Here is a 24,576-nt window from a genome sequence, read left to right as displayed (position 1 = left end):
GGGCGAACACTTAAACGACCACCTGCTCAAAGCAGGTGGATTTTGACATAAATGTCGATGACTAAAGTCATATCCCAGGCTGAAGTCCTGCTTGGCCATAGACAGAACCCATCATGATGTTTACATGTGAAAATTAGTTCTCTCATTCCAGCGCTTTGACAGGCCTTTACCCATCGTTCGGCATCCAGTTCCTTAGGATGAAAAATGGCTGGATCCTCTTTTCCGCTCCCCCATTCCTGATCGGTAAAGGTATTAATCCAAAATGAATTAAGCTATAAAACTCAAGTTCTTGATGCCTCACTTGTCTTTCTGTCGGTTGTACATGAGCTGCATTATAAATGATCTCTTCCATTGTTGCATCTGCTAAGATATGAGGAGTAGTCCTCTGTTCTTTTTCCAAGATGAGAGGGAATACCCCCCTCCCCTTTTTTGCCTGTGACTTTATTTTTATTGATCATTCACCATTGCTTCTTTAATTTTTGCTTCAGATTCTTCCGCTAATTCCCTTAGGAAAGTTGGGATATCTTTGCCAGATTCCGCAAATTTTAGTAATGCATCTGCGAAGTCCACATACTGATCCCATTTACTTAATTCCATATAAATTGCTGGCTCACCTGAATAAATGGCAGGTATATTCTTACCCGTAAATCTCTCATTATCTCCCCCAAACGCCTCAAGTGTTTCATCATAAAGCACACTTGGAAACTCACCGGATTTAGAGAGCTTTGTTTGAGACTCTACAGACAACTCTTCTGCTAGGACTTTAAATGCGGCTTCCTTATTTTCACTATGCTTATTAAGCACAAATGGATGTGAATAACTAGGAGGCTTATTGGGGTTATTTTCCCAAACTGGAACAGGTGCGAAATCGATGTCCAGAACAAAATCCTCCCCTATACCCCAATTCATAAAACCTGGCCAAGATACCGTCATAGCTGCCCTACCTTCACCAAACGCATTTACTTCCTCTGCTGCCGCCTTCGGATCATACAATCCCGGGATATCATAAAATTCTTTTATTAACTCGAAATACTGTGTCACTTCTGGTTGTTCCGTAATAAGTACCTCACCTGTCTCAGGATTTGTATAGTTCAAGGCAAATTCTTTCAATGGCACCGTATTTCCGTACATCAATTCAAAACCAACATAGTCAACACCATTTCGCGACCCAGTCAACTGGCGGGATAAGTCTACTACCTGCTGCCATGTCATCGGTTGCTCCGGATCTGGGTATGGTACACCGAAAAGATCGAAAATTTGTTTATTATAAAACATAACAAAGTTGTCAACGGTTGAAGGAATGGCAACTAATTTTCCGTTTCCCCATAGCTTGTATAGAGACAATACAGATGGATCGATTTTGCTTAGATCCACATTATGTTCTTCCACCATCTCATCAAGCGGCTGTACCATGTCCAAGTCTTCAACAACATCAAATCCTGATGAAGCTAAAATAATGTCCGGTATAATCCCCTTTGCATTAATTTCTTGCAACGATTCTGAATCTGTCGGTGAACTAATTAATTCAAGTTTAATATCCGTAAGCTTCTCATCAATATTTCCAAAGCGTTCTTTAAATAAATTTTCATCCCAAGGTGTTAAAATTTTCACAGTTACAACATTTTTTTCCGCTTCCACATTGTCGCTATTATTATTACTACTAGGTTCACTATTGTTAGCACATCCACCCATAACGATAGAAACGAACATCAATAGAGAAAGTAACACATGTGTAGCCCTCATTTTCTTCATTCCATTTATAAGAAACAACCCTTTGTTTTTCATAAATTTCCCCCATCTATTTATTGTAATACTTTTAACTGTTGACTATTGAAGACCACTACCCATCATTCCATCACCGATAACTTGTAAACGCAATCAAAAATATCTAGAAATTTAATAACTGATATTCTTGTATATATTTTTATTCCCCCTCAATATACTATGAATCTCCTTTCGCAACATATTTACCACCAATCATATTCATCTTTTACCACAAGTTATGGATATATGGGAATTATGAGCTCCCTTAGGGGGAAAATAAAACATTGCACGAGAACCTTATCACTACACATTTCACCTCCTTTTGAAAGTTTCAATCTTGTGAAAACAGGGTTATCGGTAACAAAATATTACCACTAAAGAAATTATTTGTCAATTTATAAAAAAACTACATTGTTGCTACTCTATTTCTCTCTTGTATAATATGTTTAGTTCCTCATTATGGAGTATATCCAGTTCTTAATATACATCTCTCTCCTTTGAAACAACACGCATCTAGAAATGAACAAAAGCGCTAACGCGACTAAACCACGTCCCGAGTGAAGATTATTCACTCGGGATATTCCTCGCTTGCCGCATGATGCCATCGCAAAAAGGGCAGACTACCTCCACTTCCTCATTTTCTTTTAAATCAAAATGAAATTCTTCTACTACATATTCAGGTACCGCGTCTTCCTCACCACAATCCAAAAAGTCAGTATTGTCATTTCTTCATTCAAACCAAATGGATCGTCCTCATCTAGTGATTCCAAAAATGCTCGGCTCAATTTCATCCTGTTTTTTGTTTTTGGTCAAGATTAATCCTCCTTATTCTCATAACAGACTCTATATCTTCCATGTAATGATACAGAAAGCCATAATCCGCATGCCATATTTCAACCAAGTCCATCTCACGATGGCAGTGAGGACAAATAAATGGATCTTTATCAAATGCTTCTATCATGCGCTGTCTATAAGTCTTCTTCTTCTTTTTACTTTCAAGTAATAATGAAATTTGTTTCGTTCTCATAAAAGCGTAAAGGCTCAATACCTGATTAGCCTTTTTATAGGGTCTTCTACTGTACAAACCGAACGACCAACCATTCGAAAATGCTTAGGCTGAATATGTTGTATTAATTTAAAAAGAAATCTATATACAGGAAGAGCTTCGGTAACCCTTTTTCCAGTTTGATGATCTTCATACCAAAAATGAACAGTTTCCCCGTCTATTTTAATATTCTATACTCTGAAATAGCTGGTCTAGCCAAATACCTACCTAAGTATTTCGCGGCCTTTTTGGCATCCTTCATTTTGCTTCCTCGCTATTTAATGTTTAGTTTAAAATCTCATACAGCTGTCAATACTGGGTAGAGACTATTTGGGAAGGGAGCGTTTCGTGGGCTGTGGATAATCCAGCCGCTCCTCTTTTTCCACTCGAAATTTGATCCACTTCTGTACGGCCAGGATACTTCCCCGTTAACAGCGATGCTCTTGACGGCGATCAGACAGGAGAGTTGGAATACCAATTCGTAAATCGAATTCCTTCCGCAGCAAGCTGATCAATATTTGGTGTCTTCACATGCTCTGATCCATAGCAGCCTAAATCTCCATACCCCAGATCATCACAATAAAAAATATAAAGTTTGGTTTAGCCAAAGAGATATCCACCTTTCATATCATACTTCAATCATCACTTTTAACGAAACTTGGAATTTCATAAGGAAACAGTACTTCCGTAAAGGGCTTTATTTTTTCTTCTGTTTCTGCTGCAATGTGTTGAAATCAGACTGCTTTTTTCCTTCGATTGGACCACTAAGGGTGGGTGCTGTAATACCACCATTTCGTATTTTTGGTCGAATGAATCATTGCAAAGTCAAAAGAGCCTCTAACGTATTTTCTGAATCATTTCCTACCATTATTTTTATATTCCCAGGTTCTACGACAAATTCCATTTCATGATTCCAAATCGCTAATTCTTCTTTACTCAATAGAAGGGTCACAGTTTTTTGTTCGTTTGGCTCTAACCAGATCTTTTGAAAAGCTTTTAGTTCTTTCACCCTTCTTGTGATACTTGCTTCCATATCTTTGATATATAATTGTAGAACTTCCGCACCAGCTATTTCCCCTGTATTTTTGACATCGACATGGACTTCAACGGAGGCACCTTCGTTTAGTTGTTTTATTGTCATATCTGATGGCCCGATTTGAAGATTACTGAATTCAAATTGCGTATAACTTAGGCCATAGCCGAATGAAAACAATGGAGATGCAGGTGAATCGACATACTGAAGCTCTCTGCCTTGATCTTTCTGATTATAATACACCGGCAATTGCATGGACGAACGTGGTAAAGAAACGGCTAGTTTTCCACTTGGATTCACTTTCCCAAAGATGATTTCAGCTAGGGCTTGTCCACCTTCTTGACCAGGGTACCATCCACAAAGAATCGCATCACAATCATCCACAATCCCTGTAATCGCATGGGGTCGTCCTTGTATTAATACCGTAACAATCGGCTTCCCAGTTGCCGCGATTTCCTTGACCAATAACTCTTGGACGCCACCTAATTTTAAATCAGACAGATCAACGCCTTCTCCACAATCCATGTCCGTCGGGTTGCCGGAGACAATCGCCGCTCCATTAGAATCAAATTCAAGATCAAAGTTCCGCATACTGCTCCCGCCTAATACAAGGACAACAACATCCGATTTTTCAGCAGCCGCAACAGCTTCTGGAAAACCTTCTGTTGATTCTCCGCGAACAGAACAGCCTTTGGCATAGGTGACTTCCCCTTCAGCTATTTCTTTTATCCCTTGAAGGACCGTTGAACCTTTCCCATCATGTTGAATGGCGGTATAATCCCCTAACTGATTATAAATTTGATCCGCATTTGGACCAATCACCGCAATTTTTTTCGTTTTCTTGCTTAATGGTAAGAGATGATCTTGATTCTTTAACAAAACAGCCGATTCCCTTGCGACTTGGAGATTTGTTTTTCGAAAAGATTCATTTCCTACCACTCGAGTGGACTGTGTTTCATCTGTATAAGGCTGCTCAAATAAGCCTAAAGAGAATTTTAAGCGCAGGATTCTCCGTACAGCCCGGTCGATGAGCGCTTCTGTTACTTTTCCCTGTTCAACGGCCTTTTCTAAGGTTGTGAAGGAAGTATCCCATAAGCTTAAATCAACACCTGCTGTAAGAGCCATAGCCGCTGCAGCTTCATAATCGCCTGCAAGTGCTGTTAAGCGGTCAATCGCAACTCCGTCCGCCATGACAATCCCTTCATAGCCCCATTCCTCCCGAAGAATCTCTGTAAGTAATTTTGCGTTCGCATGACAGGGAATACCATCAATTTCATTATAAGCGGCCATGCATCCAAGGGCGCCAGCTTTTACACCTGCTTTCATTCCGGGTAAGTGGATTTCTCGTAATTCTCTTTCGCCAATATTGGCTGGTCCAGCATTATGCCCACCTTGGCCTTCCCCTTGACCACAGAAATGTTTTAATACAGCAATGATTTTATCCCCTCGGGCTAACTCGGTTGCCTCCCCTTGTAGTCCCTTCACAGCGGCGGTTGTCATCTTTGCGGCTAGATAGGGATCTTCACTATAGCATTCCTCTGATCTCCCCCATCTTGGCTCACGTAAAATATCTAAGGTGGAGATTAACCCTAAATGAGCGCCTCTGGAGCGAACCTCTGCAGCTACATGACGGTAAACATCTTCCATTAGTTCGGGATTCCAAGTACTACCTGCTCCAATGTTTGTGGGGATCAAGGTCCCATCTAAAGCTTGGTGTCCGTGAGGGCATTCTTCCGATAATAGAACTGGAATCCCTAAGCGAGTATTTTCTATGATATATTGCTGAATTTTATTGGCCATTTTCGCATTTTCATGCGTAGGGATGCCATTTTCATACGTAACGGCAGACCAAGGATCTGAACGAAATAGCCCATAAAGAGCTCCCATCCCATCTCCAAATGCAACTTGCTCTTTAAACGTTTCCGTTAATTCGATGCCGTTCTCTGTTTTTCGATAAGCTTCCCATCCGTACATTTTTTGATTAAGCTGGCCAACCTTTTCTTTTACTGTCATTCTCGACAATAAATCTTCCACTCGTTCCTCAATTGGGAGTGAACGATCTTTATACCTCATCCCATCCCACATCCATTCCATATTATTTTAAATACCAATTCATAAGAGAAGCCCAAGGCGCCTGTTTAATGGATGAACGGCTAAGTTCGCTCCGTTCTGGTGCAACGCCGTTTTGACCAACATCCTGTAGGCCCCCGACAAGAAAAATGTTCCTGAGCCTATAAAGGGTGTTTTTCCCCTTATAAGTCCAAGGTTATTTGACCTCGAGGGCCTGGTTGTATTCCTAGTTTTTCGGTCGTGCTTGACTACCAAATTTTGGACTTTCCCAGTTTTTCGGTCGTCATAAAGCGTCCTTGACGACCAAATTCCGGGCTTTCCCAGTTTTTCGGTCATCATAGAGCGTGCTTGACTACCATATTTCGGGGATTCCCAGTTTTCCGGTCGTCCTAGAGCATGCTTGTCCGCCCCATTTTCGGCACAAAGCCTTGATAGGACGAACGGCTCAAGGCGACGACAATCGCCACGCCGTTCCGATCAACATCCTGCAGGCCCCGCAGTCGAATTGGTATTTTTAAGCTTTATTTACGCTTTAAGACGCATGGTTTTCACTTCATATGGTTTATATTCTGTTCGCAATTGACCGTTCACAATGGTTAAATTGGCAACAGGCTCTTCTAATAAATTCGTCTCCTCCGCTGAGTCAATCGGGAGCTGTAAATGCAAAGTGGTCTGCTCTCTTCCTCCAGTTGCTTCATAAAGTCTAACAATGAAACCATTCTCATCCTCCGCAGGTTTGACTGTGTCTAATACGACATGTTCAGCTTCAGTTTTCATAAAGCTATGATGATTCGGCAAGCTTCCAGCATGAGCCTCCGCTACTACTACCGTAACCGGATGATTTAATTCATACCCTTTTCTCGTTATATTTGCTTCGCGCCAATTTCCCCGATGTGGATATAAGGAGTAGGTGAATGTATGGGATCCTATATCCGCTTGAGGGTCAGGCCATTTGGGTGAACGCAATAGGGATAATCTTAATACATGGCCCTTCACGTCATACCCATACTTACAATCATTTAACAAGCTAACACCATAATCACCCTCAGATAAATCGGCAAAACGATGCCCACACACCTCATACTGTGCTGTTTCCCAACTTGTATTGTTATGGGTAGCTCTCTCAACTGTTCCAAATGGAATTTCAAAAGTAGCTTTATCCGCTAATACATCGACAGGAAAAGCGACCTTTAATAACTTATGCTCTTCCTTCCACTCCACCTTTGTTGCAAAATCAATCCTTCTGGAATGATGGTGGAATATCATATCTTGTTCGATGAAGGAATTAGAGACAGACCATTTAAATCGTAAAATATCTTTCGTTTTTCCTTTTTGGATCACTTCAATGGATTGTAATTTCACTTGATCTGCCACTTGACTCTCGAACCGTGGATCGATGTCCCATGCATCCCATAAAGGTGGGCGGTCATGGAAAAATTGCAGTTGATTCGCGGTTTCACCTAGTTTCAGTACTTCTCTGTTTGCTTGTTTATCATATAAACGGGAAATTTCCCCGTTCTCATTCCATTCCACTTGATAATATTCTGTCTCCCAATGACCATCAAATGTAGGGGTTTCCGTTTGATCTTGGATGTTCTTTTCTTTTAACCAAATAGTACAGTAACCCATCTCAGGAATAGCAGGGACATGAACAGACATTTCCACCTGATTTTCATCCAGATAGCGAATGTCGCTCTCTAACAAATTCCCTTGCTCATCGTAGACACCCATCGTCTCTAGTTCATGCCCGCCTTTTATGGTCACTGTTTCCGATCTTGTCCAAGATAAACTATTAAAGACAACAATAGGAGTTCCATCACCTTTTGTATCTATTTGTTTTTCTAAAACTTGCAGGGCATTTTCTTTCACATCATGGCCAATTTGAAAAATTTTCTTATAATCAGATTCTGATTTCACGTATACTTCTGGAATCGAAGTCCCGGGAATAATATCATGGAACTGATTGAGTAATAATAACTTCCAGCCATCATGTAGGGTATGCAGACAATGGCTTTGGTCGAAATAAGTGGCGAAACTACCCCAAATTTCAGCTTCTCGGTATAGAACCTCCGCTTTACGATTCCAACGTTTATTATGAGCCTGAGTCGTATACGTCCCTCGATGAAGTTCAAGATACATATCCCCATTCCAAGCTGGAAGCGCTGGATTGGCTTCTTTGATCCCATCAAAAAACTGATGTGCTGTACTAAATGTGCTGGTAGGCAAACCTGGCAGATTCTTAGAGCGCTCCACATACTTAATCATTTCTCTTGTAACACCACCACCGCCATCACCATGCCCATAAAGCAGCATTTGTTCTGGATGTTCTGCTTTTTGCTTATAACTATCCCAATGTTCCTTGATTTCTTTCGGATGGGTATATTCATTCACACCATGATTTAAATAGGCGATCATACTCGTTCCATCGATTCCAACCCAATGGAAAAGATCATAAGGGAATTGATTCGTATCATTCCAATTCATTTTGGTTGTCATGAAATACTCCAAACCCGCTTTTTGAAGCAATTGCGGCAATGAAGCACAATAGCCGAATGTATCTGGAAGCCATTCGATGCGCGGCTTAACGCCAAATTCCTCCTGATAAAAATTCATTCCATACAGTAATTGCCGAACAAGGGATTCTCCAGAAGGGATATTCAAATCCGGTTCGACCCACATGCCTCCTACAAGCTCCCATCTTCCATTTGCAATATGTTGTTTTACCCGCTCGTAAATATCAGGATAATGTTCCTTCATAAACGCAAAAGCTTGTGGTTGACTTTGGACATACCCAAATTCCGGAAACTGGTCAAGGAGGGTACTCATGGTGGAAAAAGTTCGACTACATTTACGAACCGCTTCTTTTACAGGCCATAGCCAAGCGAGATCAATATGCGATTGACCGACCATATGTATTTTTCCAGTAGATGGGTCTTCTAACATCTCCAATTCCTTAAGCAAGCCTGATTCCACAGTGCGTACCCATTCCTGATCTTTTAATTGATCAGGCGTTTCATTTTGAATTTGATTCGCCGCCGAGGTTAAGGTCTTTATAATCGTGGACTTCCTTAGATCCCCGTCTGGTAATAGTTGGGCTGCTTCAAAATAAGCCTTCACCGTAAACAGGAGATTCTCCACCGCGACATTCATACAAACGAGCTCACTTTGTAAGAGCGATAATGGAGCAGGACTATGTTCAGCAGGTTCGTTTTGGAAATTTAGGCGATCGACCACTTGAGCAACAGGATTAAATAGTTCAATTTGAACATGATACGTAAGCTTATTATCTTCAGGAAATGGCACAAAGCTTCGATTTCGATCAATCCCATGATAAGGTTTCCCATCAATGGACAATAAGGCCTCGTGATTCGTTTTTACATGAGGCTGACCAACGAGAAATTCCAATCCTATTGATTGCTCGGTCCATTCCGGCGGAACGTCAATCTCATTTTCCAGAAACATCGTCTCACCAGAAACGATTAAATGGTCTCCCACATTGATGGTCTCTGGCTCAGCGTCTTTTTTATACGTATACTTGACGGGTTCTGTATATTCTGCACGTTTTGCTTTCCAATTCTCGATAGCAATGGAATCTAGAACAAGATGATCTTTTAAATAATGGATCAATCGATGAATTTCATACACTTATATCGGCTCCTTTTTCAATATCGAATAACGAATGAAAACGAAATACATGTGCGATTGGAGCAGTTTGGCTTTTTTCTGAATCAGGCAAGGTGATGGCTAAACCTTTTTCTGTTTGTCTAAAGTTTACTTGTCTAGATCCTTCCACCATTTCCACACTGTGAACCTTTTCGGTATAAGGAATAAAAATTTCCTGCTGTACAGGTGTATCCTCATTTTCATACATATAAAAGCAGTAAACCGTGTGGCCTTTTTTCGTAAAAGCAATGTTCCCTTGGAAGTATGGAGCACACATTCTCGTTCCATACACTGCCTCACCGTGTATTTCTAACCAGGCTCCCATCTCTTTCATTCTCTTGACGGCTCCTCGTGGTAAACGTCCGTCCGGTTGTGCGGCAACATTTAATGCAAGATTGCCGCCTTTGGAAATTACTTCTATTAATAAATGAATCAATTCTCTCGTTGATTTATAATCATCCTCATATCTAAATGAAAAGGCTGATCCCATTGTAATGCAACTTTCCCATGGCACATCCATTGGCTTCTCTGGAACCGCTTGTTCGGGAGTAATAATATTCTCATAAGGACCACCGATCAGACGGTCAGCCGACAGTAACCAGGGCTGTTTTTCACGAGCTCGTTCCACCAATTCCCCCAGACGAATGTCTTGCTTATTCTTTGCGGATACCCAACCAGCATCTAACCAAAGTACCTCGATTCGTCCATAGTCTGTTAATAATTCCATCATTTGCTCATGTGTGAACTGCACGAATTTCTCCCATAATTCCGGATGCTTTTCCGGATCATAGGAAGGCCCTCTCCACATCTCTGTTCCCCGTTCCATATCTGGTGCCCAGTATGTCGGTGTATGCCAATCCGCTTTAGAGAAATAGGCGGCAATCGGCAATCCCTTATTGCGGAATGCATCAAACGCATGTTTCACAATATCGGCATATTTATGTGTATGAAAAGGACAGCTTGGATCTGTTATTTTATAATTCGTTGTCTTTGTGTCCCACATACAAAAACCATCATGGTGCTTTGTCGTAAACAGGAAATATTTAAATCCTCCCTCTTGCGCTAGCTCAGCCCATTCCTCTGGCTGGAAGCGAACAGGATTGAAGCTTTTATTCAAGTCCACATATTGACGCTTAAAAACTTCAGGATCGGACTCCCAGTCTACATCTTCCCTTGACCAGTCGGCATCATCATCACTTAGTGCCCACGATTCTACTAATCCTAACTGTGAATAAGGACCCCAGTGCATCATAAATCCAAGCTTTTGATCCTTGAACCATTCGATTTGTTTTAAAAGCTCGGGATCCTTTGGTCGTATCCAACCTTTTTCACTACTATAGTGGTGTACACCGTTTTCAATCTCTTCTGTTTGTTCCATTTTGTCCCGTTCCTTATCTATGTTTGACATTGCCATTCCCTCCCCTAAGAGCATTATAAAATAAAACAGCAATCAGTGGGGTGTATTTCACTCCCCACTGATTCTCTTTCTTCATTAAGTTTACATGTGTAATGAAAATCGAAAGTCGATCTCTCTTAAAGCTGTAACATATTTCTTCCTATAACTCCCAAAAATGTTTAATTCTTTTTCCAGCGATCATAGGCAGCTTGATGAATTTTTACATATTCATCAATTTGCATATTTTCGATTGTTTTTACGTATTTATCCCAGTTTGATAACGGCTCAACCCCTGTGATAAATTTTGCTTCCATTTGCTCGACATAGGATTTTAAATCCACTTCAATATTATTCACTTGTTTCTGTTCGTCATTTGTTAAATAAACAAGTGGAAATGGAACTTCCGCAAATGGTTCTATTTTTTCTTTTGTTTCCGTTGCAATGAACTTATCAAAAGCAGATTCTTCTTTTCCTTCAATTGGTCGTTCAAGGGCAGGTGCTGAAATACCATAAGCAGGTGTAAGTGTACCCCGATAGTCCTCCATGGATTTAAATTCTTTTGGCGGCTCTTCTAAGTACTTCTTCTTGCCGTCTTCCCCTTTTTCCCAAAGATATCCTTCAGGTCCTTCATTCAAAAATTCATAGCCTTCCTGCGAGTAAAAATAATCAATCCAGCGCATCGTTGCTTCAGGGTATGCATTATTTTTCGTAATTGAGAAGGTTCCTCTTTGAATGGCCGGATTCCTTGGTAGAATCGGTTCAGGAGAAACCGAGCTTGTCAACGGATAGTACATTGGGTTATTCATGGATTCCTCTTCCGTTTCACCCGTTGTAAAGAAGGAATAGAAATCGGTGAAAACCCCTAATCGATTATCTTGCCCTTTTGCTTTCTTTTGTTCATCCGATTGCGAAAATGTTTCGGGATCAAGCAATTTTTCTTTATACAATTTATTCATAAAGGTTAGATATTCTTTGTAATTTTCCGTGATCGGTGTATATCTCACTTTTCCATCTATTTCGTCAATACCCCACTCTTTCATTCCAAATGCAGCGAGTAACCATGGACGCATTGAATTCAGTTTCACATCTGTCAAAGGAATTTCATCCGCTTTTCCATTTCCATTCGGATCTTCATTTTTATAACGCTTGAGCAATTCATAAAATTCGTCTGTTGTTTTAGGTAATTCTTTTACATCCAAAGCTTTTAACCACTTGCCATTATACCAAATAGGTCCGATATACCAGGAAGAAGTATGGAGTTCGTTAACCGTAGGCAAAGAATAGATGTGTCCATCAATGGTAGTGATAGACTTTTTGACATCAGGTCTTTCTTCCAATAATTTCTTAATATTTGGCGCATATTTATCAATTAGATCTTCAAGTGGAATCAATATCCCTTGTTCCCCATAATCCACTTCCATTCCAGGAGTTAAATTGCTCGTGCCCGCGCCATAAATCACATCGGCAATATCACCGCTCGCAAAGGCTAAGTTTAGTTTTGTTTGAAAATCGCTTAGCGGTGGTGTATTGTATTTAAAGTCGATATTGGACATTTTTGCATATTCTTGCAATGTCGGCATGTCTTTCCATTCGGCTAGACCTGTTCCTGGTGCCATCATGCTCAACGTTATTTTTTCATCTACAATTGGAAATCCCTCTTTATGAACCTCAACATTTTTCGCCTTCGATGAAGTGTCCTTTTTGTCGTCATTTCCTGATGATGAACAGGCACTTAATAAAAGTGTCGCTGATAATACACCAGTCAAGATGAACTTAAATGATTTTCTCATCCTTATATCCCCCTTATCTTCTTTAACTTTATCAAGTTTATTGCAAATCGAATCATTATGAAAGTACATCCCCCCTTTCAAGTACTTCCAAAATTTTCTTACCCTTTTAACGACCCAATCATAACGCCCTTGACGAAATAACGTTGCAGGAATGGATAGACAATGATAATAGGTAATGTCGATACAATCATCACCCCATACTTAATCACTGCCGCTAATTGTTGCTTGTTATTCATCGCTTCTGCCAAGCTACTTGATATATTCGTTGTGGCTTGGGAAGACATTTCCTGTAACACTAAAATCTCCCTTAAGACAAGTTGCAATGGATATAATTTTTTGTCTGACAAATAGATTAAGGCGTTAAAATATCCGTTCCAATGCCCAACCCCATAAAACAAAGCCATAACGGCAATAATCGGGGCCGATAAAGGAAGAATAATCTTGACAAACATTTTAAAATTTGTGCACCCATCAATAATGGCTGCTTCTTCCAATTCTTTTGGAATCGATGTTTGGAAAAATACACGTGCGACAATGATATTCCATACAGCGGCCGCATTTGGCAGGACCATCGCCCAAACCGTATCGATCAAACCTAAATTTTTGACAACTAGATACGTTGGAATTAGCCCGCCGCTAAAGAACATCGTTAAGACAAACATTCCCATTAACAAACCGCGCCCTGCAAAGTCTTTACGAGAAAGCGCATAAGCTGCAGGGATGGTAACCGCTAGATTAATCGATGTACCAAGAGCGGTATAAAAAATCGTATTCAGATACCCTTTCCAAATATCAGGGTTATCAAAAATTAACTTATAGCCTTCGAATGTTATCCCTTTCGGAAGAAGCCACATTTCTCCTGAATTAACAGCGGCCGGATCACTCATCGAGGCACTGACGATATAAATCAAAGGGTAAAGAACAACAAGCATCGCTAAAGTTAAAAAAACATAGTTACAAATTTTAAATATTTTATCGGCTTTTGTATCTTTTATGACTGATGCCACATCACTCTACCTCCTTACCAAAGACTGGTTTCACTTGTTTTTTGAGCAATTTTGTTCACAACAATTAACAAAATGGCGTTAATCACCGAGTTAAACAAACCAACAGCAGCAGAGAAACTATATTGTGCATTCAATAAGCCAGATTCATAGACAAATGTGGCAATTACATTGGAAGCCTCTTTGTTGAGCGGATTTTGTAATAGCAATATTTTTTCAAAGCCCAACGCCAATATGTTTCCTACATTTAAAATCATTAGGATGACCATCGTCGGCAAAATGGCTGGAATATTAATATGCCAGATTCGTTGCAGTCTAGTCGCCCCGTCGACAATCGCGGCTTCATGATGCTGTGGACTAACACCCGCAAGTGCTGCCAAGTAAATAATCGTTCCCCAGCCGGTGCTTTGCCAAACCCCTGAGAAGACATAAATCGTTTTAAACCATTTTGGGTCTTCCATAAACGGAATCGGCCCTATTCCAAACAAGCCAATAATATGATTGATAATCCCCGTTGTTGGTGATAGGAAGGAAATAATCATCCCTGAAATGACCACAACAGCGATAAAATGGGGGGCATATGTGACCGTTTGTACGAACCTCTTATATAATCCGTCCTTTGCCTCATTTAAAGCTAGAGCTAAAATGATTGGTAATGGAAAACCAACGATTAATTCATATACACTAATCCCTAATGTGTTTTTTAATAAATCCCAGAAATAATAGGATTCAAAGAATCTAGTAAAATGTTCAAAACCTACCCATTCACTCCCCCAAATCCCTAGCGTAGGAATGAAGTTTTTAAAAGCAATTTGCACCCCATACATTGGCACATAATGAAAAATCAAAAAGTATAAAAAAGCCGGTAATACAAACACGTATAATTGCCAATTTTGTAAAGCCTTACGAATTTTGGATGTTAAAGGCCGACTTTGCAGTTTTACTTTTTGTTGAATCTCTGTCGTTGTATTCGAACTCATTCGATTGCCCCCTTCAACTGAAAGTGTTTTCAATGTATTTTCATTTTATTTTTTTCGACAACTTGTACGCAATATGTCGATTTTAATGAAGGCGCTTGACATGGAAGGATGATCATTAGCCTGATCTTGATAAGACTGGGCCTCACCAAGGGTGAATATGTATAATTTAATCTAGTATGTGGGTTTTGCTTTCCCTTAAAATAAACAAATAAATAATCTCGCACCCTTTGATGGGTACGAGATTATTTAGGCCCACAGGATGTGAGTCAGAACGGTGTTCATTTGCTTGTTGGGGCTGATCAAGGCGCTTGCGCTTTTGTTCAAAGGAAAGTATAAAAATTGGCTAGTGTTAGGATCTAGCTCCAGGCGCCATCGGCTCGAGGTCAAATAACCTGAGCCAATAAAAGTCAAAACCGGACTTTTCTTGTCTCAGAACATTTGCTTGTCGACGATTACGGGCGCCTTGCGCTTTTCTTATTATCGATTTAATTTTCGATATTGACCTGGTGTGACACCTTCTAGTTGTTTAAACCGGCGAGTAAAATTGGCCACATCCTTATAGCCGACATGGGCAACAATTTCCTTAATCGGTTGATTGGTTTCTCTTAGTTGTTTTTTTACTTCTTCCATTCGTAAGGATAACACATATTGGGTAAACGTTTCGCCTGTTTGTTCTTTAATAAATTTACTAAGATATGGAACGGATAATTCGAAGTGATCCGCTAAGCCTTCTAGACTTAAGTCATAATCTTTAAAATGTTCCTGAATATACGACAGAAGGTCCTTCCGTAAATTCTGGCTGCGATTCTCCATCTTGTCGCCTACCCTTTGACAAATTTCTAGGATAATCGGGCTAAGTCGTTGACCTAACTGCTCAACAGAATGGAATTCTCCTACCTCTTTAAAGTCGTCCATATTTTCTGTGAGTTGCAGTTCCATTGCAGTTTTGATCACAGTATTGATAATATCAAAACAAATATATTTTAACGCTTGGATAGATATTTCCGCTTCCACCAAATTGGATAACATGGCATGCAAAGTTTCCAGGGCAACGACTTGATCCCCCTGTTTCAAGCTTTGGGCCAATTTAATTTGGTCTTCCTTCGGATATCCAAGGGATTTTTCCCTCGGTGACCCTAAATCTTCAAAAAAGACAAGACTGCCTTGTGGAACGGCAAATTTGTGATCTAGTGCTGCTAATGCCTCGATATAGGAACGATTAATATGATTTTTTCTTCCATAACTTGTTCCCACTGTAACGATCCACACATTCATAGGCGAGTGCCTCTGAACATGCTGCTGTAACGCTTCTGCCAGCACACGCCTTTGTTGATTATGCCCCTCTGCCTCTTTTAGACTGATAATAAAAGCAAGCGCATTTTGGTAAAGTAAATCAACGCCGTTCACCGTTGCATCTGGTAACGTAAAATGGGAGAGAGTGTGAAGCACCTGGTCCCTCTCTTCCGTTGGCTCCCCTTCATATTGTTCCTTTTCAAATTCTACAATCGCCACAAAGTGAGGACCTTCATTCATTTCCATATTTAATGCTTGTAACATAGAATCAATTTCTTGTTCATTCGGAAAACTCTCTTTCAGCATTTTGGCTAATAATTGCTCTTTGGCATATGGCTTCTGCAAATCAACTGTTTCTGACAAACTTTTATGATCTTTAAAAACCGTTGTAATCGTTTGGCGGAGAGCGTCAAGTTCATTCTCCCCCTCCCAATTGGTTGTTTTTGAGCTACTCATTTTCGCAATTTCAAGCAAGCCTTGGATCGGCTTATATTGTTTTTGTCCCAATAGAATGGCCATAGTCAAGCCGACTAGGAATAAGGTGAGCAAAAGGACCATAACAAATGTTTCTCGGTGAACGACACGTTCGAAAAATTGATCCGCATCCATAAGGGTCATAAAAGTCCAACCACTCACATCTGAGGTCACCGTTGTAAGGGAATATTTTTGTCCATTGATTCGGATGGTATGAACCCCTTGTTTTTTTATCATTGATGGATCAAGCTGATCCAGTGAGACTTCCGCATCCTTTACTGCTGAGACGATCGGTTCGCTATTTTCATCCAGTATATAGGTGTTCCCTTTAAAATCGACAAGAATATTTTCAATCATATTGGTTAAAACCGATTCTTCAGTAAGATACATGACAGATCCATATGGATTTGGATTATTGGGGGCGATTGGAAAGATAAAAGCAATCATTCGATCTCTTACACCACTTTTTAGCGTCACATCCCCAACTGGCAAGATGAGTGGCTGGGTTGAATGTAATTGATTCACCATGCTTTCTTTTTCCCATTTGTCGAATTGATATATTTTTTGTGTAAGAGTCGTAAAAGAATAAAGTCCATTAGAAGAATAAATCAATTGATCCTGATTATAAAAATAGACAAATAGTTCCTGAATGATGGAGCTATTGTCTTTATATTTTTTCAATTCATCCCGCGCTTCTCCCCCATAATATCCGTGCTCCATCATATAGGGAGTTAATCTAGGATCATACGCAATCCTCGAAGCAATTTTGTCTAATTCCTTAATCCGTTCACTTGTCATATTTTCAACCTGTTTTAATTTATTCAGGTTCGATTGCTCAATCTCTTCACGCAGCCCTGAAACGGAATTATAATAAATGAAAATACTCATAAAGATAAAAGGGATTAGAAAAACCAGTAAATATGAGATGATATATTTATAAACTAAACGCGACTTGACTTTTCTCCTCCCAATCATTTTCCTCTTCCCCCTAACCCAAATGTTTTTTCTCCTCTATTCCTAAAAAAGCACGATAAGCAAACCACATCAAAGGATAAGCCAACATTGCGGCCCCCATGAAGACATATAAAACGGGAACAAAAATAAAAACATAATAATGAATCAGTAAGCAAAGAATCATCGCAATCGTCTCAAACGGTCTAATGATTGCCACTAAAAAGGCTTGTTTCATATATTGAAACCCTTTTAATTGATAACGAGCGAAAACTGGAAAGAAATATAAAGCAGTGATGAAGTAAAGGAAACAAAAAATGAGTAGAATCACATGCAAAAATGCAGATTGAATCACTTGCTTAGAAATCGTCAAGTCCCAATACAAGAAAAGGCCTAATGCCGTCATGATTAGGCCGAATCCATTGGCTTGTAAAAACTGACTTTTATACGCGCCAAAAAAGGTTTGGAAGAGAGAATCCTTCATATTTCTTTCCATTGACTTATGAATTACTGAAAACAAGGCCGTTGTGGCTGGAAATAAGCCTAACACTCCCAAACCCAAACAAGTAAACAACACCCAAAGAAGATGCAAATAAATCAGCTTGGCCAATCCATTGCCGATTTCGTACATCCATTTAAAAATTCCTGATAAATGTTCCATTTTTCTATTTCCTTTCGAGAACCGAATGCTCTGCCATTTTCATATGGAAAAGAAACCGACCCAAGCCGCTTTCTAGCTTTTTGCCGCTACATTCACATTTATTTCTTAAATCTATCATAGAAATAGATTTTTTCTTTGTCAATGTCGAGAGGACTATCACCAGAATATACCCCTTCCCCTTTTTTATTTTCCGAAATCACGGTATAATAAGGATTTGGAGGTTTGTGATGATATATAATCAAGGGTTGTTAAAAGCGATACAATCTTATAGTGAAGAATTAAAGAATCTGCTAGATCCAAGGGTTGAGGGTCATCAAAAATTGGTTCAACGAGGGATGATGCTTTTTCGTGAGCAGAATGTCTATAATGTCAAGTTTAGCCATAAAAAGATGGTCGGCAATGTACGTGATGTGAGCACGGTTTATGTGGAGCTCTATTTTGATCAGCCTAAACATAACACTTGCTCTTGCCCTGAGGAGGGGATATGCCGCCACCAAATCGCCCTCTTTTTTGCGATTTTAAGTAAGGCCCAGAATATTTTTGTTTGGACACAGGAATGGAAAGCCCATTGGGAAGTAGAAGATATCCTTTCCACTCTTAAACGTGGTTCTGATTTATTAAAACAAACATCATCCAACTCGGAAAATGGTCCGTATCAATGGGTCACGCGCATTCAACAGGCTTATTCTGATATTCTTCCGCAAAACATTTATCAATTGCAGGAATGGGCACGCACTCGCTATCACCGGCTGCTTACATTAGCACCAGTCGAACGAGAATGGAAGCCACTCTTTCAACTGTTTGCGGCTTTTGAATCTTTAAAAATAATCGATTCCATTTCAACCAATTCCACAAGAAAAGAAGAGATGTCTTTTTTTGCAGAGAAAATGGTGGAAGAAGCCAAGGACGCCATCACTGTTCTTTCCGCAACGGCTTCTCCTTTTGCGTTTGATGAATATTTGCTCTATTTGCGGAGCCAAAGTACCAGCTTATTAGAAGTGGAAACTTCTTTTGAAGCAAGCTTTACCTTGATGTATTTATTACTATGGACCATGCTTTTTAAAAAGAAACAAGAGCGGGCAGAAGAATGGAACCACCTGCGGATTAAAAAAGATCACGAACAAACTCGTATCCAACTCGGTCTGATTCATTTATCGATTTTATTAGAAAAAGATGAGTTAGCTTTGCAAAAAATAAAGAATTACGGGGCAAATATTGCTCCATATGCTTTAAGTTGCTTTGAATGGTTACCTAAAGAGCGGATTACTCCTTATATTTCTGAATTTGTCCGGCAAATCGAGCATTATGTTGCAAGCTTAACTTTGCCTCAGGAGAAAATTCAGTTTACTCGTACTTTGTACGATACGATGGATGAAGATACTTTAAGCAAAATAGATGCTGCTCTTATAGAGAGGCTCTATATCACTTTATTACCTTATAGCCGCTTTCGTTATAGTGAATATTTACTGAACAAACAGGATTATCGAAAATGGGCGGCCCTTCAAGTGTATATGGAAGATACGATTGATTTTATTGATCGTGCAACTCTAAATATAGTAGCAAAGCAAGATCCGGCTGCCATTAAACCACTTTATCATGCCGCGGTTATCGATCAAATTGATCTTCGTAACCGGGATTCTTATAAAAAAGCTGTTCGCTATTTAAAAAAATTACGAACGATTTATCGGAAAGAAAAGAAATTAGATCAGTGGGAATTTTACTTATCTACTTTATTAAATAGAACAAAACGATTACGTGCTTTTCAAGAAGAGTGTCGGAAGGGAAAGTTAGTTCATGAGGAATAATGACCAATTGCAATTGCATATTCGACCACTCACAGCTGATTCATTTTTCCTCTATGCGGAAAACACATGGGAAGAGACTGTTAATCCCTCTTATTGGCAGTCGAATCTCTTTCTTTGGCATGGGGAAAGCTTTTATGGTTCCTTTTTGAAAAAAATCACGCATGATCAGATAAGCGGAATTGAGCTTAATAGTTATGAGCTTTTGACTTTGCTAGGTAGAGAAGGCTTTAGTCCTTTTATTCAATGGATTTGGGATGAGCCCGAAGATTCCTTATTAAATGTAGCACCGATTATTCTAGAGGCGATTCAGAATGGAAATTGGAATCCAACTTTTTCAGATGAGGAGGAGGCTTTGTTTACATGGAAAGTTCCTTCCTTGGTTTGGGATGAATTTCAAGAGGCCTTTTGGGATCAATCGATATTTGGAGAATCGCTCAAAACCTTTATTTCCAAGTTTTACCATTACTCCTTAACGAACTATCTTGAAGGGGGATTCCAGCAACCTAAGCTAGCGGAAAAATTGGACGCCTTGCACTCAAGTCCACTTACTGCGGATGAACTAAATACGTATTTTGATGAAGAGAGGTGGCAGGCTTGGGCCAATCTTTCTAAGGAAACACTGCCCTTTTCCATTGGGCTTCGTTTATCCGAACCTGAGACAGATGAGGAGCCTTGGAGATTAGAAACGATTCTTCGCGATCCAAACAACCCGGATAAAGTGTATTCAATAGAAGAAAAGGTCCCTAAACGATGGCAGCCCTATCTTGAAGAGGTGACAAAGGAAGAAGAACGATGGATCAAGCTCTTCCCTTGGTTACAAGGAAACACCGGTTTAACGAGAACACTTGAAGAGGCAGCAGCTTGGGATTTCCTTACAGACGCAAGTGAAAAATTACTTTCTCTTGGCATTGACATTCTTCTCCCAAGTTGGTGGGAAGCCATGCGTGATGCGAATCTAACGGTAAAAGCACGAGTCCGGCAAACGGCCACCCAGTATCGTCCTTCCTTTGTTGGCTTAGATGCGATGCTTAATTTCAACTGGCGCTTTTCCATGAATGGAGCCGATTTATCAGAGGAGGAATTTCAGAAACTTGTTCAAGAACAGCGCCGTCTTGTCAAAATTCGGGGCCGCTGGGTGAAGCTTGATCCAAAAATGATTGCTCATATTCAAGCACTGATGACCCAAGCAAGAAAAGAAGGCTTACGGATGCAGGATATTTTTGCGATGGGGGCTGAAGAAGAACTTGATTCAAACCCTGAAGAGGAATTTGACCCTCGTGCCTTTGCCCAGATCAAAATTGAACTAAATCAGTCACTTAAAAAAATGCTCAAGCAACTGAACACTTTAGATGAGATTCCGCCCATCCAAGTTCCCGATCAATTATTAGGCGAATTGCGTCCCTATCAGAAGCTTGGTGTGGATTGGCTCGCTTTCCTACGTCAATTTGGATTTGGTGCCTGTCTCGCGGATGATATGGGCTTAGGGAAAACGATTCAACTGATTGCTTATCTGCTTCATGTTAAAAAACATGGCTTAAGCAAGCAACCAGCCTTGATTATTTGTCCAACAACGGTCCTCGGGAATTGGCAGAGGGAATTGGAGAAATTTTCTCCGAGCTTAAACGTTGTTTTGCATTATGGTCCTAATCGGCCAAAAGGGGAGGGCTTCACTAATAGCATTCAAAATGCGGATGTCGTGTTAACGAGCTATGCCTTATCCCATCTGGATTTCGAGGAATTTGCTGGTGTGGAATGGGGAACAATTGCCCTTGATGAAGCACAGAATATTAAAAATGCAGAAACGAAACAATCCCGGGCGATTCGGAAATTAAAAGGGGCTCATCACATTGCTTTAACAGGGACACCAATGGAAAACCGCTTGGCTGAGTTATGGTCCATTTTTGACTTTATTAACCATGGCTATTTGGGCACCTTTGGCCAATTCCAAAAGAAATATATTTCTCCGATTGAAAGAGATAGTTCAGAGGTAAAAATTAAAGAATTACAACGCCTAATCAAACCTTTTTTACTAAGGAGAACGAAAAAGGATCCAGAAGTAGAGTTAAATCTGCCAGAGAAGTTGGAACAAAAGGAATACTGTGCCTTAACAACGGAACAGGCAGCCTTATACGAAGATTTAGTACAAGAGACCTTTTCTAAAATTGAAGCCTTAAGCTTTTTCGAGCGCAAGGGACTGATTTTACAGATGCTGAATAAACTAAAGCAATTATGTAATCATCCCGCTCTTTATTTAAAGGAAGGTATCCCAGAGAAGGTCGTGGAGCGGTCGAATAAAATCAAAACATTGGTGGAAATGGCTGATACCATTGTGGAAAGAGGAGAAGCAGGCATTATTTTTACCCAATATATCCAAATGGGGGAAATGATTCGCCATCTTTTAGAAAAACGCTTTTCTATTCAAGTTCCTTTCTTAAATGGGAGCATGCCTAAAGGGCAAAGGGATGAATATGTGTCTCGTTTCCAAGCAGGAGAATTTCCTTTCTTCCTATTATCCTTGAAAGCAGGTGGAACAGGTTTGAATTTAACAGCGGCCAATCATGTCATTCACTATGACCGTTGGTGGAATCCGGCTGTTGAAAACCAGGCAACCGATCGAGCTTATCGGATTGGTCAAGACCGTTTTGTCCATGTCCATAAATTTATTACAACAGGTACATTGGAAGAACGAATTGATATGATGCTTGAGAAAAAGCAAGCCCTAAATGAAGAAATCATTCGAAGTGATCAATGGGTGACTGAATTATCAAATGATGAGTTACGTTCCTTACTAGCCCTAGCTTAAATCTACTTATAATGGAAAGGAGTCGTCTCTATGCCAGATCATTCCGTGGAGGAAAAGCAAATCCTTGCTTTTCTGAATAAGCTAAAGGAAAAAGACGCGCAGTTTCAGAAAGAGAGAGCAGAGTTAAGAGCGGACTTTCTTATTCGAGGGATCTGTGAAAAAGAGGTTGATGGGCTATTAGAGGATCCTTCTCTATTCCCGAAAACGTGGCTCCCCCTCCATTTGCGTTGGGATTCTTTACGCGAAGCCGGGGATCATCTCCCTGCCTTATTGACGGAAGCGAAAGAGTTACTGTGTGAGGAAAATTCAAGTCATATAGATTTTTCCAAAGCAAATCTAACCAACATCCTGTGGGCCTAAAGAAAAGGCTGTTCCAATTCACTTGGGACAGCCTTTTTAAATGGGGCAATTAGGAGGATCAAGCATCTGACACAGTTGGAGAAAATTTATTGTGCCATTTTTCTTTCTAAATTGAGGGTGGAATCTGGGGAACTATCTAAGGTCGGCTTCTGAAGGAGACTTTCCAGGTAATCCACTCTTTCTCTTAATTGATAAATTTCATGATTGGCTTTCCCTAACATAAGGATAAGATCACCTACCACCATTTCCATCGAATGACTTCCATTTCGACTAACCAAACGTTCACCTCCATAATGAATATTCGACAAAATCCGGGGCATGCCAGGCATATTAAAAGGCTTTTTCCTCGGCTGGTTTTCGATCCATAAATTTTACTGATTCCGCAAGGACTTCTGTTACGTAAACTATCTTTCCTTCTTGATTTTCGTAATTCCTCGTTTGGATTCTTCCTGTGATTCCAATGAGAGATCCCTTTCGGCAAAACTTTGAGGTGTTTTCCGCCGTTTTCCCCCATAATGTACAAAGAACAAAATCTGTATCATACTCTCCCTTGGCATTTTTAAAAATACGGTTAAGCGCAATTGTCACATTTAATACAGCTTTTCCTTCCATTGTATAGCGAAGATTTGGCTCTTTTGTCAATCTACCAACCAAGGTCACCTGATTTATCACAATTTCCCTTCCCTTTCGACAAGTTACTCCTATCATATCGGACACTTCTCCCTTCGTAAAATCGCAAAAATGGCATTTTTACGGCTATATTTAAGAGAAAAAAGGAAATTACCTAAACGAAAATTCGATTTTGACAACCGGTGTTTCACTTAAAAATTAATTTCTATGGAATTTTAAAAAAGTTGAAGGAAAATGCTATAATTGAAGAAACGGCATGAACGGAGGCGAAAGGATGAAAACATTTAAAATTGTCGCTCTTCAGATCATCGACCAACAACAAACGATCGACATCCCTCTAACAGATGGATTAATTATTAATAAAGAAAGTGAAGATGGCATCTGGATTATAGAGGCTTATATCGAAAAAAGGTTAAAAAAAGAATTTCAGTCTAAGTATGAGAATAAAGAAACATTTGAAGTAAGAGTCGTCATCACTCATCAGGGCAATGATCCTGCCCCATTTACTGCGGAAGTCATTACCATTCGCGAGTTCGACAGCCACATTAGTGTACTCCTGCAAGGAAAATTGAGACGAAAACGCATAGAGCATTTAGAATTACTTTTAGAGAAGTTAATCAAGGAAGGATACAGCGGTGAGGCGCTCACAATAGAATTTAAAAAACGCATGAAAGCAAAGCAAACATGACAAAGCCTCCGTCACCTATTCATGGGTTGTCCCCTTGAGGTGGGAGGCGTCCTTCAACGTTACGTTACATTTCTCCATATAGTGAGTGTTCAAAAAGGAGGATAAAAAGGACCAAGAAGATCGAGGCGGCGCAGTTTCGAGCAGCGGACTTGTACAGGATGTACTG

The 24,576-nt window shown here is 40.0% G+C and carries 19 protein-coding genes and 1 pseudogene; 4 read left to right on the top strand and 16 right to left on the bottom strand.

Features of this window, described 5'->3' with window-relative positions:
* Nucleotides 1-26: 26 nt before the first annotated feature.
* The 14 genes and pseudogenes from MUB24_RS23615 to MUB24_RS06710 form a co-directional block, all read right to left on the bottom strand.
* On the bottom strand, nucleotides 27-146 hold the full coding sequence (locus tag MUB24_RS23615) for an alpha-L-fucosidase (protein WP_396426703.1): 120 nt from the start codon (nucleotides 144-146) through the stop codon (nucleotides 27-29).
* A 20-nt stretch (nucleotides 147-166) separates the two neighbouring features.
* Nucleotides 167-400, bottom strand: a complete 234-nt coding sequence (locus tag MUB24_RS06765; protein WP_396426702.1) for a hypothetical protein — start codon at nucleotides 398-400, stop codon at nucleotides 167-169.
* Between the two features lie 47 nt (nucleotides 401-447).
* Nucleotides 448-1,785: an ABC transporter substrate-binding protein gene (locus MUB24_RS06760; protein WP_244702534.1), complete on the bottom strand. Its 1,338-nt coding sequence runs from the start codon at nucleotides 1,783-1,785 to the stop codon at nucleotides 448-450.
* Between the two features lie 766 nt (nucleotides 1,786-2,551).
* On the bottom strand, nucleotides 2,552-2,791 hold the full coding sequence (locus tag MUB24_RS06755; protein ID WP_244702533.1) for a hypothetical protein: 240 nt from the start codon (nucleotides 2,789-2,791) through the stop codon (nucleotides 2,552-2,554).
* 14 nt (nucleotides 2,792-2,805) lie between these two features.
* Nucleotides 2,806-3,071 (bottom strand): annotated as a pseudogene (locus tag MUB24_RS23610) (transposase).
* 191 nt (nucleotides 3,072-3,262) lie between these two features.
* On the bottom strand, nucleotides 3,263-3,340 hold the full coding sequence (locus tag MUB24_RS06750; protein ID WP_244702704.1) for a hypothetical protein: 78 nt from the start codon (nucleotides 3,338-3,340) through the stop codon (nucleotides 3,263-3,265).
* 283 nt (nucleotides 3,341-3,623) lie between these two features.
* The gene (locus MUB24_RS06745; protein WP_244702532.1) at nucleotides 3,624-5,915 is read right to left on the bottom strand and encodes a glycoside hydrolase family 3 N-terminal domain-containing protein; all 2,292 of its coding nucleotides are present in this window, start codon (nucleotides 5,913-5,915) and stop codon (nucleotides 3,624-3,626) included.
* Nucleotides 5,916-6,437: 522 nt separating this feature from the next.
* Nucleotides 6,438-9,557, bottom strand: coding sequence for an alpha-mannosidase (locus tag MUB24_RS06740; protein WP_244702530.1), 3,120 nt, complete (start codon nucleotides 9,555-9,557; stop codon nucleotides 6,438-6,440).
* Nucleotides 9,550-10,983, bottom strand: coding sequence for an alpha-L-fucosidase (locus tag MUB24_RS06735; RefSeq protein ID WP_244702529.1), 1,434 nt, complete (start codon nucleotides 10,981-10,983; stop codon nucleotides 9,550-9,552). The genes MUB24_RS06740 and MUB24_RS06735 overlap by 8 nt, the downstream gene beginning before the upstream one ends.
* 167 nt (nucleotides 10,984-11,150) lie before the next feature.
* Nucleotides 11,151-12,761, bottom strand: a complete 1,611-nt coding sequence (locus MUB24_RS06730) for an extracellular solute-binding protein (protein ID WP_244702527.1) — start codon at nucleotides 12,759-12,761, stop codon at nucleotides 11,151-11,153.
* A gap of 98 nt (nucleotides 12,762-12,859) precedes the next feature.
* Nucleotides 12,860-13,768 carry a carbohydrate ABC transporter permease gene (locus MUB24_RS06725; protein ID WP_244702525.1) on the bottom strand — a complete coding sequence of 303 codons (909 nt, stop codon included), beginning with the start codon at nucleotides 13,766-13,768 and terminating at the stop codon, nucleotides 12,860-12,862.
* Between the two features lie 14 nt (nucleotides 13,769-13,782).
* Nucleotides 13,783-14,745 carry an ABC transporter permease gene (locus tag MUB24_RS06720; protein ID WP_244702524.1) on the bottom strand — a complete coding sequence of 321 codons (963 nt, stop codon included), beginning with the start codon at nucleotides 14,743-14,745 and terminating at the stop codon, nucleotides 13,783-13,785.
* 477 nt (nucleotides 14,746-15,222) lie between these two features.
* Complete coding sequence (locus tag MUB24_RS06715) at nucleotides 15,223-17,487, bottom strand: helix-turn-helix domain-containing protein (protein ID WP_244702523.1); 2,265 nt, start codon at nucleotides 17,485-17,487, stop codon at nucleotides 15,223-15,225.
* A 13-nt stretch (nucleotides 17,488-17,500) separates the two neighbouring features.
* Nucleotides 17,501-18,124 (bottom strand): YesL family protein, encoded by a 624-nt coding sequence (locus MUB24_RS06710; protein WP_244702522.1) that lies wholly within the window; start codon nucleotides 18,122-18,124, stop codon nucleotides 17,501-17,503.
* Between the two features lie 227 nt (nucleotides 18,125-18,351).
* Between MUB24_RS06710 and MUB24_RS06705 the strand changes: the two genes are divergently transcribed.
* Genes MUB24_RS06705 through MUB24_RS06695 form a run of 3 tightly spaced genes read left to right on the top strand, consistent with a single transcriptional unit; the run spans nucleotide 18,352 to nucleotide 23,092 of the window.
* Nucleotides 18,352-19,929 (top strand): SWIM zinc finger family protein, encoded by a 1,578-nt coding sequence (locus tag MUB24_RS06705; protein WP_244702521.1) that lies wholly within the window; start codon nucleotides 18,352-18,354, stop codon nucleotides 19,927-19,929.
* Nucleotides 19,919-22,732, top strand: coding sequence for a DEAD/DEAH box helicase (locus MUB24_RS06700; RefSeq protein WP_244702520.1), 2,814 nt, complete (start codon nucleotides 19,919-19,921; stop codon nucleotides 22,730-22,732). Before MUB24_RS06705 ends, MUB24_RS06700 begins: the two co-directional genes overlap by 11 nt.
* Before the next feature lie 30 nt (nucleotides 22,733-22,762).
* The gene (locus MUB24_RS06695) at nucleotides 22,763-23,092 is read left to right on the top strand and encodes a hypothetical protein (RefSeq protein WP_244702519.1); all 330 of its coding nucleotides are present in this window, start codon (nucleotides 22,763-22,765) and stop codon (nucleotides 23,090-23,092) included.
* A gap of 86 nt (nucleotides 23,093-23,178) precedes the next feature.
* On the opposite strand, the gene MUB24_RS06690 is transcribed toward MUB24_RS06695, so the two are convergent.
* A complete protein-coding gene (locus MUB24_RS06690) occupies nucleotides 23,179-23,370 on the bottom strand; it encodes a hypothetical protein (RefSeq protein WP_244702518.1) in 192 nt (63 codons plus the stop codon).
* 52 nt (nucleotides 23,371-23,422) lie between these two features.
* Entirely contained in the window at nucleotides 23,423-23,764 is a 342-nt protein-coding gene (gene ssb / locus MUB24_RS06685; protein WP_244702516.1) for a single-stranded DNA-binding protein, read from the bottom strand.
* 232 nt (nucleotides 23,765-23,996) lie between these two features.
* On the opposite strand from ssb, the gene MUB24_RS06680 reads away from it, so the two are divergent.
* Nucleotides 23,997-24,410, top strand: a complete 414-nt coding sequence (locus MUB24_RS06680; protein WP_244702514.1) for a YwpF-like family protein — start codon at nucleotides 23,997-23,999, stop codon at nucleotides 24,408-24,410.
* The last annotated feature ends 166 nt before the right edge of the window (nucleotides 24,411-24,576 follow it).

The organism is Lederbergia sp. NSJ-179 (assembly GCF_022867885.1).
Lineage (GTDB): Bacteria > Bacillota > Bacilli > Bacillales > Bacillaceae_C > Lederbergia.
The sequence above is the reverse complement of the archived record's forward strand: the minus strand, read 5'-3'. Positions and strand labels throughout refer to the sequence as shown.

Coding starts and splice junctions, on each gene's coding strand:
- MUB24_RS23615 (WP_396426703.1), bottom strand. CDS start 146: ATGAGAGAACTAATTTTCACATGTAAACATCATGATGGGTTCTGTCTA.
- MUB24_RS06760 (WP_244702534.1), bottom strand. CDS start 1,785: ATGAAAAACAAAGGGTTGTTTCTTATAAATGGAATGAAGAAAATGAGG.
- MUB24_RS06755 (WP_244702533.1), bottom strand. CDS start 2,791: ATGAGAACGAAACAAATTTCATTATTACTTGAAAGTAAAAAGAAGAAG.
- MUB24_RS06745 (WP_244702532.1), bottom strand. CDS start 5,915: ATGAGGTATAAAGATCGTTCACTCCCAATTGAGGAACGAGTGGAAGAT.
- MUB24_RS06735 (WP_244702529.1), bottom strand. CDS start 10,983: ATGTCAAACATAGATAAGGAACGGGACAAAATGGAACAAACAGAAGAG.
- MUB24_RS06730 (WP_244702527.1), bottom strand. CDS start 12,761: ATGAGAAAATCATTTAAGTTCATCTTGACTGGTGTATTATCAGCGACA.
- MUB24_RS06720 (WP_244702524.1), bottom strand. CDS start 14,745: ATGAGTTCGAATACAACGACAGAGATTCAACAAAAAGTAAAACTGCAA.
- MUB24_RS06715 (WP_244702523.1), bottom strand. CDS start 17,487: ATGATTGGGAGGAGAAAAGTCAAGTCGCGTTTAGTTTATAAATATATC.
- MUB24_RS06710 (WP_244702522.1), bottom strand. CDS start 18,124: ATGGAACATTTATCAGGAATTTTTAAATGGATGTACGAAATCGGCAAT.
- MUB24_RS06705 (WP_244702521.1), top strand. CDS start 18,352: ATGATATATAATCAAGGGTTGTTAAAAGCGATACAATCTTATAGTGAA.
- MUB24_RS06700 (WP_244702520.1), top strand. CDS start 19,919: ATGAGGAATAATGACCAATTGCAATTGCATATTCGACCACTCACAGCT.
- MUB24_RS06695 (WP_244702519.1), top strand. CDS start 22,763: ATGCCAGATCATTCCGTGGAGGAAAAGCAAATCCTTGCTTTTCTGAAT.
- MUB24_RS06680 (WP_244702514.1), top strand. CDS start 23,997: ATGAAAACATTTAAAATTGTCGCTCTTCAGATCATCGACCAACAACAA.